9 protein-coding genes are annotated in these 10,206 nt (G+C 48.8%); 2 read left to right on the top strand and 7 right to left on the bottom strand.

From position 1 onward, the window contains the following. Nucleotides 1–307: 307 nt before the first annotated feature. The 7 genes from gmd to JNN12_09770 all read right to left on the bottom strand — a co-directional run bounded on the left by gmd (nt 308) and on the right by JNN12_09770 (nt 7,853). Nucleotides 308–1,354: a GDP-mannose 4,6-dehydratase gene (gmd, locus tag JNN12_09800; GenBank protein ID MBL7978625.1), complete on the bottom strand. Its 1,047-nt coding sequence runs from the start codon at nt 1,352–1,354 to the stop codon at nt 308–310. Then, nucleotides 1,351–2,310 carry a GDP-L-fucose synthase gene (locus JNN12_09795; protein MBL7978624.1) on the bottom strand — a complete coding sequence of 320 codons (960 nt, stop codon included), beginning with the start codon at nt 2,308–2,310 and terminating at the stop codon, nt 1,351–1,353. The genes gmd and JNN12_09795 overlap by 4 nt, the downstream gene beginning before the upstream one ends. Before the next feature lie 10 nt (nt 2,311–2,320). Next, a complete protein-coding gene (locus JNN12_09790; protein ID MBL7978623.1) occupies nt 2,321–2,833 on the bottom strand; it encodes an acylneuraminate cytidylyltransferase in 513 nt (170 codons plus the stop codon). Between the two features lie 138 nt (nt 2,834–2,971). Then, nucleotides 2,972–3,418, bottom strand: coding sequence for a nuclear transport factor 2 family protein (locus JNN12_09785; protein MBL7978622.1), 447 nt, complete (start codon nt 3,416–3,418; stop codon nt 2,972–2,974). 245 nt (nt 3,419–3,663) lie between these two features. Continuing rightward, on the bottom strand, nt 3,664–5,829 hold the full coding sequence (locus tag JNN12_09780) for a glutamine synthetase III (GenBank protein MBL7978621.1): 2,166 nt from the start codon (nt 5,827–5,829) through the stop codon (nt 3,664–3,666). A 43-nt stretch (nt 5,830–5,872) separates the two neighbouring features. After that, nucleotides 5,873–6,358 (bottom strand): Lrp/AsnC family transcriptional regulator, encoded by a 486-nt coding sequence (locus JNN12_09775; protein ID MBL7978620.1) that lies wholly within the window; start codon nt 6,356–6,358, stop codon nt 5,873–5,875. 208 nt (nt 6,359–6,566) lie between these two features. Further along, the gene (locus JNN12_09770) at nt 6,567–7,853 is read right to left on the bottom strand and encodes an MFS transporter (protein ID MBL7978619.1); all 1,287 of its coding nucleotides are present in this window, start codon (nt 7,851–7,853) and stop codon (nt 6,567–6,569) included. Nucleotides 7,854–8,053: 200 nt separating this feature from the next. On the opposite strand from JNN12_09770, the gene JNN12_09765 reads away from it, so the two are divergent. Together JNN12_09765 and JNN12_09760 are read left to right on the top strand one after the other, a co-directional pair. After that, nucleotides 8,054–8,734, top strand: a complete 681-nt coding sequence (locus JNN12_09765; GenBank protein ID MBL7978618.1) for a lysoplasmalogenase — start codon at nt 8,054–8,056, stop codon at nt 8,732–8,734. 146 nt (nt 8,735–8,880) lie between these two features. Further along, nucleotides 8,881–10,026, top strand: a complete 1,146-nt coding sequence (locus JNN12_09760; GenBank protein ID MBL7978617.1) for an alanine--glyoxylate aminotransferase family protein — start codon at nt 8,881–8,883, stop codon at nt 10,024–10,026. Nucleotides 10,027–10,206: the final 180 nt, after the last annotated feature.

Here is a 10,206-nt window from a genome sequence, read left to right as displayed (position 1 = left end):
ATGCACGTTGGGCACTGGCTACACCCCCATCATAAGGCCATTCGTTTGAAACCCCATAAAGACCGGAACGGTAAAATCATCAATACCTCCAAACGAAAAAGTTTTCTCCGGCATGGTTTCGATATGCTCCAGCCCGCTGTCAAAAGACCCAAAGCAAACAAACTCCTACAATAATGGATGATGGAAACCTTCTTCAAGAACGATCCAAAATGTCTTATACACTTGTTTTTTATTCGCTTATAAAAGCGTAGGGGGAAGTGATGCAAAACAGTTGTTAAAGCCTCTAGTTTCCCCTTAATTTACCACCTCATTTTTGATTTGCGTCCAAGTCCGAAGCCACCATTTCCGCAATCATATCCTCCAAAGAAGATACTGGTTGCCATCCCAATTTTTCCTTCGCCTTGCTGTAATCTCCCAAGAGTAAATCCACCTCGGTAGGCCGGAAATAACGTGGATCCACCTCGATTACCACCTCTCCCGTGTGGACATTTCGGCCTTTTTCGGCCACCCCTTCGCCTTCCCAGACCAGCGGCATACCCGCGTGTGCAAAAGCTTGTTCGCAGAAATAACGGACGGTATGGGTTTGTCCAGTGGCCAATACAAAGTCTTCCGGCTCGTGGTGTTGCAATATTCGCCACATGCCTTCCACATAATCGCGGGCATGTCCCCAGTCGCGCTTGGCATCCAGATTCCCCAGAAACAGCTTTTGTTCAATGCCCAGTTTGATACGTGCGGCGGCACGGGTGATTTTCCGTGTAACAAAGGTTTCACCACGTACCGGACTTTCGTGGTTGAATAAAATACCATTACAGGCATACATTTGGTATGCTTCACGATAGTTCACCGTAATCCAATAGGCGTATAATTTTGCAACAGCATAAGGGCTACGCGGATAGAAAGGCGTGCGCTCGGTTTGCGGTGTTTCCTGCACTTTACCATAGAGTTCGCTGGTAGAAGCCTGGTAGAAGCGCGTTTTATGGGTAAGACCCAAAATGCGAATGGCTTCCAAGAGCCGCAAAGTTCCGATCGCATCCGAGTTTGCGGTGTATTCTGGTGTTTCAAAACTTACCTGAACATGGCTTTGGGCGGCAAGGTTATAAATCTCATCGGGTTGTACTTCCTGTACAATCCGGATCAGATTAGTGGCATCGGTCAGATCGCCATAGTGTAAAAACAGGTTAGCGGTATCGGTATGCGGATCTTCGTAGAGGTGGTCTATCCGCTGGGTGTTGAAGAGGCTAGACCGTCTTTTGATGCCATGCACCTCATACCCTTTCCCTAGTAGGAGTTCTGTCAGATACGATCCGTCTTGACCCGTAATGCCTGTAATGAGGGCTGTTTTTCGATTGCTCATAGATGGTTTTGTTGTTTATACCAATCATAGACCTGCCGAATTCCTTCTTCCAGAGGAATTTGCGGCGTCCAACCTAATTGTTGAATTTTTGTAGTATCTAATAATTTGCGGGGCGTGCCATCGGGTTTGGAGGTATCCCATATCATTTCGCTATTACCCCCCACAATTCGGTTGACGAGTTCCGCGAGCGCCCGAATGGTAAGATCGGTTCCGGTCCCTACGTTCAGGAGTCGTTCAGGTGCTATGTGCTCGATATCAGCAACCGGAGTTTCCAATACCTGTACACAAGCCCTTCCCAAGTCTTCGCTATGCAAAAACTCGCGCAAGACGGTCCCCGTTCCCCAAAGAGTGACAGGCGAACGGTTATTGCGGGCTTCGTGGAATTTGCGGATCAGAGCGGGCAAGACATGGCTGTTCTGGAGGTCAAAATTATCTCCAGGGCCATATAAATTAGTAGGCATCAGGCTTATAAAATCGTCGCCATACTGTTGGTGATAGGCCTGACAGAGTTTAATTCCGGCTATTTTGGCAACCGCATACCATTCATTCGTCGGTTCAAGCGGCCCCGTAAGCAGGTATTCCTCTTTTAGTGGCTGCGGGGCCAGTTTGGGGTAAATGCAGGAGCTACCCAAAAAGAGCAAGCGCTGAACGCCCGTCTCGTGTGCAGCACGGATGAGGTTGTTTTGGATTTCGAGGTTTTCGCCGATGAACGTGGCCGGATAGGTACTATTCGCCACAATCCCGCCGACTTTGGCAGCAGCAATCACCACATACTCTGGCCGGACTTTCTCGAAAAAGGCAAACACCTGCGATTGCTTCGTCAGGTCTAATGTAGCACGGCTGCGTCCAATCACCTGATGATAGCCTTTGTTTTGAAGTGCACGGGTGATGGCAGTACCTACCAGACCACGATGGCCGGCTACATATATTTTACTGTCTGAATGGTTCAGGTGCATGTAAATATCGTCAACTGTTCTCCCGGATTCGGGCGATGGTATCTTCTAATAGGTCGAAAGCATCCAATAGATGCTCTGCAAATGCTCGGAAAGCACCTTCACCACCCCGTACAGGTGTCACAAACCCAACTTCTTTTTGTATATATTGAGGGGCATTAGGAACTGTTCCCGATAAGCCTACTGCCTTCAATAGGTTTAGGTCCATAACATCATCCCCAATATAGGCGATCTCGGACCACATAAGCCTTCTTTCCAAACGAAGTTCATCTGCTACGGCCAATTTATTTCGGACGCCTGTCCGTACCAGCCCAATTTTTAATCTTGTCGCACGGGTGTGCATCACTGGATTGTCGTCTCCGGAAAGAATACCCACTTCTATGTCATTCATTTGCAGAGCCAGTACGCCAAAACTATCATAAGTATGGAATTTTTTGGCTGGCAGGGCGTCTTGGGCATAATATAAGCCACCATCCGTCCAAACGCCGTCAATGTCGGTCAAAACCAATCGGATACGAGGGATCATGATTGAGGTGTTTTCGATCTGGTTTTTTTTGAATATACACATTCCTACTGGGTTCGCACCATCGTTTTTCAGGTGCAGCTATAACGGTGCAAGGGTGTACGCCGGAGGCCATGCCACTAAGCAGCAGGGCTAATGGGTTTATTCAGATTTAGGAAGGGGTCGCCAGGTATAGCTTTTTTGTACAATTTTCCATCTCCCCTCGTATTTTAGCAATAAGAAATAATCAGTAAATACCCGCCAGTTTGGAATAACGATCTCCACTTTGGCGGTTGCCGCATCTTTTTCATAATCAATCGCAACGATCCGCCCCAGACGGTTCACTTTCACGCCCTCCTTAAACCCCATCATGTAGGCTTCTCCAGACCGAATGCGAAGGCTGTCTTGCTCGGTAACGGTGTACAGTTTAAAATCCGGATGAAATGCCCGTCGTAGCCGAGTCCGGTCTCCATTGGCTGTCCCTTCGATGTAGTCCATCAGGGTTTCGGAAATCTGCATGAGATCCGATGGGGGATTAGGGCTTTGTGCTAAGGCCTTTTCACCCAAAATGGGTACAACCAGCAAAACGAGTAGGAAGCATGTTTTCATAAGGATAGTTCTTGGATGAAGTGAAAAAGGCAATATGAAGCCAAAGGCGATATTAAGCTGACGTTGTGAGGATTTTTAGGTTACATCATACAACCTTTGGTGCCCTTTCAAAAGAAGAAACGCCCGCTCCACCGAAGTGAAACGAGCATTTCTTAAGGTCCCCTTTAACCTTTTCCGGTGCCAAACGTGCGGCTATTTCGGGAAAAAATCCCGCAGGACCAGTACCGACGTTTGTATCCGCAAACTTAGCGGATAAAGAGCATTTCTTGATAAGTTGGCAATGGCCAGATGTCATCTGCCACAAACGCTTCGAGGCTGTCTGCGAGGGCGCGGATTTCAGCCATCTTTGGTAGAACGGCCTCTTTCAGGTGCGTGGCATGTTCCAAGGTTTCGCCTTCTATGTCATGGTTTAGCAAGACTTCCAACTCATTGAGGTTGTCTTGCAATACTTTAACCGAGAGGGTCATTTTATCCAACGTTACGGTATCGAAGGTGATACCCACCACCTTCAGATCGGCACAGGTGGAAGCCAGCTCACGTTGGTACCGAATGGCTGCGGGGAAGATTTGCGTCCGTCCGATTTTTAGCATCATTTTGGCTTCCATTTCGAGGGTTTTGACGTATTGTTCGAGCGCAATTTCTTTACGGCTTTCCAACTCTGCGGAAGAAAGCACCCCAAAGCGCTCAAAAACTTCTATGGTTTCGGTAGCTGTAAGGGCTGGAAGGGCCTCTACAGTTGTGCGTAGGTTAGGTAAGCCCCGGCGCTCCGCTTCCTGATGCCATTCTTCACTATAACCGTTGCCATCAAAGATTACAGGCGCTACTTCTTTTGCCACTTCGGAAAGTACTGCCACCACATTGGTATCAAAATCACCTTCCATTGCTTCCAACTTCGTCGAGATGTAGTCTAACGAGTCGGCCACAATGGTATTCAGCACCGTAAGCGGCATGGCAATGGCTTGGCTGGAGCCAACGGCGCGGAACTCGAACTTATTGCCCGTAAAGGCGAAGGGGCTTGTGCGGTTACGGTCTCCGGCGTGTGCTGGAAGTACGGGTAATACATCTGCACCCAAATTCAGGAACGAGGCTTCCAACGACGACGTAAGTTGCCCTTCTTTCAGTTGCTCAAATACATCCGAAAGTTGTTCACCGAGGTACACGGACATAATGGCCGGTGGGGCTTCGTTTGCTCCAAGGCGATGGTCGTTGCTTGCAGAGGCAATAGCGGCCCGCATGACAGGTGCGTATTTAAAGACCCCTCGAATAACCGCCGTAGAAAAGGTGAGAAATTGAAGATTTTCGTGTGGTGTTTTCCCTGGCTCTAATAAATTTCCTTGTGTACTGTTGCCGAGCGAGAAATTAACGTGCTTGCCAGAGCCATTGATGCCCGCAAACGGTTTTTCGTGCAAGGTACAGAACAAGCCATGACGGTCTGCCACGCGCGTTAGCAGGTTCATGATCAATTGTTGGTGATCATGCGCAACATTGGCAAATTCATAGACGGGTGCCACTTCGTACTGACCCGGCGCTACTTCGTTATGACGGGTTTTAACCGGAACGCCCAGTTTGTACAATTCGCGTTCCACATCGAGCATAAAGGCTTTTACCCGCGTGGGAATAAGACCAAAATACTGGTCTTCAAACTCTTGGCCTTTGGGCGGCGCAGCACCAAAAAGGGTCCGCCCGGTAATGTAGAGGTCTGGACGAGAAACCGCGAAGTTTTTGTCCACCAAAAAATATTCCTGTTCCGCACCAGCAGTGGCCGAGACCATACTCACTTGGTCGTGTCCAAAGAGCTTAAGCAAACGCCGCGCCTGCGCATCCAAGACCTGCTTTGAACGCAAAAGGGGTGTTTTGTTGTCCAACGCTTCTCCGGTCCAAGAAACAAACGCCGTTGGGATGCAAAGCGTCACCCCGTTAGGCGTTTCGAGGACATAAGCAGGGCTTGTGGGGTCCCAAGCCGTATAGCCGCGTGCTTGGTGTGTGGCCCGTAAGCCGCCACTTGGGAAGGAGGACGCATCCGGCTCCTGACGCAACAAGGTAGCACCCGTAAATTCTACAATCTTTCCATATCCGTCTGGCTCAAAGAACGAATCATGTTTCTCGGCAGTGCGGCCTGTGAGCGGATAAAAAATGTGGGCATAGTGGCTTGCGCCTTTGGAAAGCGCCCAGTCTTTCATGGCCGAAGCCACTGCGTCGGCGGTGGACATGTCCAGCGGCTTGCCGTCGCGGATGGTATCCATAAGGGAACGATATACCTGCTTTGGCAACACGTTCTTCATCACATCTGGGCTAAAGACATTGGTTCCGTAGAGCGCCCCACTGGGCTCATTCATATAATCGAACGAATCGGAAACAGGGTCTGCATTGATAATGGTAGAAATCGCATTAAAGCGTTTGGAAGCACCCATTTTTGTGGTATTTATAGGTTGTTAAATAATGAACAGGTTAGCGTCAGTCCAAATCCTGAAACGGTAGCGTCATCGGCTCTACGGGCAATTCCCGCGTTTCTTTGTAGGTGGTCAAAACAACACTGGTAGAAGTCCCGTGTACATGCGGCCACGACTGAATTCGGGAGAGCAATTGCTCTAATGTGGTGGTGTTCTTGGTCCGGATTTTAAGAATATGAGACCCTTCTCCGGTGATCGAGTGGATTTCCAACACCTCTGGCAGTTTGAGGGCGTGGTCAATAAACGGCTTATAGTGTGCCGAGCCATCCACCGTAACGCGGATATAGGCGGTGATATCCATATTCACCCGCTTGGCATCTATAACTGCATGATAGCCACGGATGACGCCCTTTTCTTCCAACTTTCGCATACGCTCACTAACAGAGGGCACCGAAAGACCCACTTTCTCGGCAATATCATTGCGTTTCATGCGGCCATTGGCCTGTAACAGGTTTAGAATCAGAACATCGGTGTAGTCAATTTTGTCCATATAAGGTTAAAGGGTTAGGTTTAATAAAGGGGATGCAATAAAATAAACAATTCAATCCACTTAAAAAATTAAGTTTTATTTAAATGAACACCTTTTTTCTTTAGGAAAGCGTTTTCGAAATCAAAAAAGCGCTTTCATAAACGGCCTGGGTGAAGAAAAAAAAAGGGGGCCTCAAAAGACCCCGCACGGATAAAGGCGTTTGCCCCTATTACACATTTTCTTTTTTTCCGTAGGATTCCGGAATCCCACGGATCAGCCATGCCAGCAGGAAACTCGGTATGGTAGCGATCATCACCCAGAGGAAGAAGTGCTGATAGCCCAAGATTGCCTGAAGTTTACCGCTCCACATACCAGGAATCATCATCCCAAGTGCCATCAGCCCAGTCCCGAATGCGTAGTGTGCGGTTTTATGCTCACCCTGCGATACGTACATCATGTAAAGCATATACGCCGTAAAGCCAAAGCCATACCCCAGTTGCTCTATTACCACTGCCGCCGTCACCACAAAGAAATTATTGGTCGGGAAGAAAGCAAGCAGTACATAAACGATATTGGGCAGGTTGATGGCAGCAGCCATGGGAATAATCCACTTCCGCAATCCCCCTTTTGCAGCCACAATGCCTCCCACAATGCCTCCAATGGTAAGGCCCAAGATGCCAAACGTGCCGTAAATCAATCCTACATCCGAGGTCAGAAACCCAAGTCCTCCCTTTTCAGGAGTATCCAATAAAAAAGGAGAAGCCATTTTCACCAATTGCGACTCGGCAAACCGATAGAAGAGTAAATACAACGTCGCTACCAACATGCCCGGCTTGGAGAAAAACGTGACGAAGGTTTCAACAAAGGTGGCCACCACCCCTTTTTCAGGATTAACGGTAGGTACATCAATCGCCGGACGCGGTAACGCCCACAGATGATATGCACCGAAAAGTAAAAAAATAACCGCAATCGCCCCGAATGAAAGGCTCCACGACATCACAAAGTCATTGTTATTGGCCTCTGCTATCTTACCCGCTGCATACACAAAGACGCCTTGCCCTAAAATCATGGCAGCACGGTATAAGGTACTTCGGATGCCTACGTATAAAGATTGGTCGCCTTCCGAAAGGGCGAGCATGTAAAAACCATCGGCGGCAATATCGTGCGTGGCCGAACTAAAGGCCATCAACCAGAAGAATGCCAGCGTTACCTGAAAAAAGAAGGAGGTAGGGATGGTAAAAGCAACACCTGCCAAGGCCACGCCAATCAGAAACTGCATGGCAACAATCCACCAGCGCTTCGTCCGGAAAATATCCACCAGTGGACTCCAGAACGGCTTGATGACCCAAGGTAGGTACAACCAACTGGTATAAAGCGCTAACTCGGTATTGGAAATATTGAGGTTTTTGTACATAATGGTCGAGACCGTCATCACCATTACATAGGGAAGGCCCTCAGCGAAATAGAGACTTGGAACCCACCACGAGGGATGCCGGGGTGTTGTTTCGGGTTTCACGGATTCAGGGGTTTGCAGGTTAAAAGCAGTGCGTACATCAAAATTCCATTTAAACCTAAACAGAATGCGCACCTATTCTTCCAAGATACACTTTCCTTCATCGAAAAGCCACAGGGCAGCACGGCGAAAATCACCGCTCGCCCTTTGTTGTGGCTGTATATTGGTATAACTATTGGGCAATCAATCTAAGGAGCTTCGGTATGCGAGCACGTTCTGTTTCCGGCTTTTATGCCTTTTTGGGTGTTGCCTACCTGATCGGGCTGGGAGGGTCAGCACTTTCCTGGCTTCCTGTACTCCTTAAACCCTTGCTGATACCAACACTTATGGTCTTGGTGGTGGTACATGTAAGTCATCCCATTTCAACCTTATACCGCAAAACCCTTCTGGCACTCTTTTTTGGCTGGCTGGGAGACATTGCCCTCATGCTTACAGACAAGGGCGAAATTTGGTTTTTAATGGGGTTGGGGTGTTTTCTGATCGGACACCTCTTTTATATAGCTGTTTTTTTACAAACCCCAAAACCACCAGATTATTTGCGGCGTCATCCCGTTTCAGCATGGCCCATTGTGGCATTGGCGGTTGTATTGTTGGTATTGCTCGTCCCTAAGTCCGGTGCATTATGGCTTCCGATCACCGTATATGCGCTTGTCATTATGGCCATGGCCTTGTTTGCCTTGAACCGAAAGGCACAGGTGGCCGAAACCAGTTTCCTACTTGTATTGGCGGGTGCCGTTTTGTTTATGCTCTCGGATGGTCTGATTGCCATTGACAAATTTGTTATAGATCTACCAGCAGCCTCCTTTTTGATCATGTCCACATATATTGCGGCTCAGTACCTAATCACAACGGGGTTGATTCGGCAGACCGTCAAGTCCTTTTAATGCCGAGCCTTCGTTCAAGTCTTTTCATGGATTTCATCAAGGCATCATTGGAAAATCGGCTTTTCGATCTTGTCAAGCCCCTATTTTAGATTTTTCAAAAAAACAACCCGATCAAACCCTTTCCATAGCCACTTTTTCCAATCATCATGAAGCCAATCACGTTTTTGGTGAACGATACCTTCCAAAAAAAAACCGAACCTTTGGTCGTCCCCCAGCGCCTGTTACTGGGGCCAGGGCCATCCAACGCCCATCCTCGTGTCCTTGAGGCCCTGAGAACACCTTTGGTTGGACACTTAGACCCGGTGTTCATTGGGATTATGAACGAGGTACAAGACTTGCTCCGGTACGCCTGGCAAACAAGCAATCTGCTCACAGTACCTGTTAGTGGCACTGGCAGTGCTGCAATGGAAGCCACCCTTGCCAATGTCGTGGAACCTGGAGATAAAATACTGATCGGTGTAAACGGGTATTTTGGCAATCGCTTGGTGGATATGGCTGGTCGCTATGGTGCCGATGTGGTGGCCCTTCGCAAACCGTGGGGGCAGGTCTTTGGCTTAGAAGAACTGGCCGCAGCACTCGAAAAACACCAGCCCGCAATCTTAGCCTTGGTTCATGCCGAGACCTCTACTGGTGCATGTCAACCGATGGAAGGAGTGGGTGATCTCTGTCGCAAATACAATTGTCTCTTGGTCTTGGATACCGTTACCAGCTTGGGCGGCGTACCCTTGTTCTTAGATGAATGGGGGGTGGACTTGGCATATAGCGGAACCCAAAAATGCCTGAGTTGTCCGCCCGGCCTTGCGCCCTTTACCATGAACGAACGGGCCATCGAGAAACTAAACCGCCGCAATGGAAAGGTGCCCAACTGGTATTTAGACATGTCTATGGTGGCTTCTTATTGGGGAAGTGAACGTACCTATCACCATACCGCACCCATTAGTATGAACTATGCCCTTCGCGAGGCGCTCCGGTTGGTCGCCGAGGAGGGCCTCGAAGCCAGATGGACACGTCACCGGAAAAATGCGGAGTTTTTGTGGGGTGGGCTAGAAGCTATGGGCCTTTCTTGCCATGTAGAAGAAGCCTATCGCCTACCAAGCCTTACCACCGTGCGCGTCCCCAAAGACGTGGATGCCAAGGGCATTAGCCAACGGCTAATGCGCGAGTATAACATCGAAATGCCGGGTGGCTTGGGCGAATTGGCCGGGAAGGTTTGGCGCGTGGGACTGATGGGCTATAACAGCCGCCCCGAAAATGTCCAAACCTTGCTCGATGCCCTGAAAAAGGTGCTGTAAGGCCCGTTTGATGAAAGGGTAGGGCATTGTTTGCTGTGGTCTTTACGTCCGAGCGGGTTCTTTATCCCTTATATAATTTGAAGAAACCTCACTTTCTTATACGTGGTATATTATGTGCGGCTTTTCTTTTCATCGTTGGTGCTAAAATTTCAGTTTATCACGTTTACAAAAGTATTCCGG

The organism is Bacteroidetes Order II. bacterium (assembly GCA_016788705.1).
Classification (GTDB): domain Bacteria; phylum Bacteroidota; class Rhodothermia; order Rhodothermales; family UBA2364; genus UBA2364.
Note: the sequence above shows the minus strand (reverse complement) of the source record. Positions and strands in the feature narration are given on the sequence as shown.

Excerpts from the sequence above, each read along its gene's own strand:
- gmd (MBL7978625.1), bottom strand. The coding sequence starts at position 1,354 with ATGAGCAATCGAAAAACAGCCCTCATTACAGGCATTACGGGTCAAGAC.
- JNN12_09795 (MBL7978624.1), bottom strand. The coding sequence starts at position 2,310 with ATGCACCTGAACCATTCAGACAGTAAAATATATGTAGCCGGCCATCGT.
- JNN12_09790 (MBL7978623.1), bottom strand. The coding sequence starts at position 2,833 with ATGATCCCTCGTATCCGATTGGTTTTGACCGACATTGACGGCGTTTGG.
- JNN12_09785 (MBL7978622.1), bottom strand. The coding sequence starts at position 3,418 with ATGAAAACATGCTTCCTACTCGTTTTGCTGGTTGTACCCATTTTGGGT.
- JNN12_09780 (MBL7978621.1), bottom strand. The coding sequence starts at position 5,829 with ATGGGTGCTTCCAAACGCTTTAATGCGATTTCTACCATTATCAATGCA.
- JNN12_09775 (MBL7978620.1), bottom strand. The coding sequence starts at position 6,358 with ATGGACAAAATTGACTACACCGATGTTCTGATTCTAAACCTGTTACAG.
- JNN12_09765 (MBL7978618.1), top strand. The coding sequence starts at position 8,054 with ATGCGAGCACGTTCTGTTTCCGGCTTTTATGCCTTTTTGGGTGTTGCC.
- JNN12_09760 (MBL7978617.1), top strand. The coding sequence starts at position 8,881 with ATGAAGCCAATCACGTTTTTGGTGAACGATACCTTCCAAAAAAAAACC.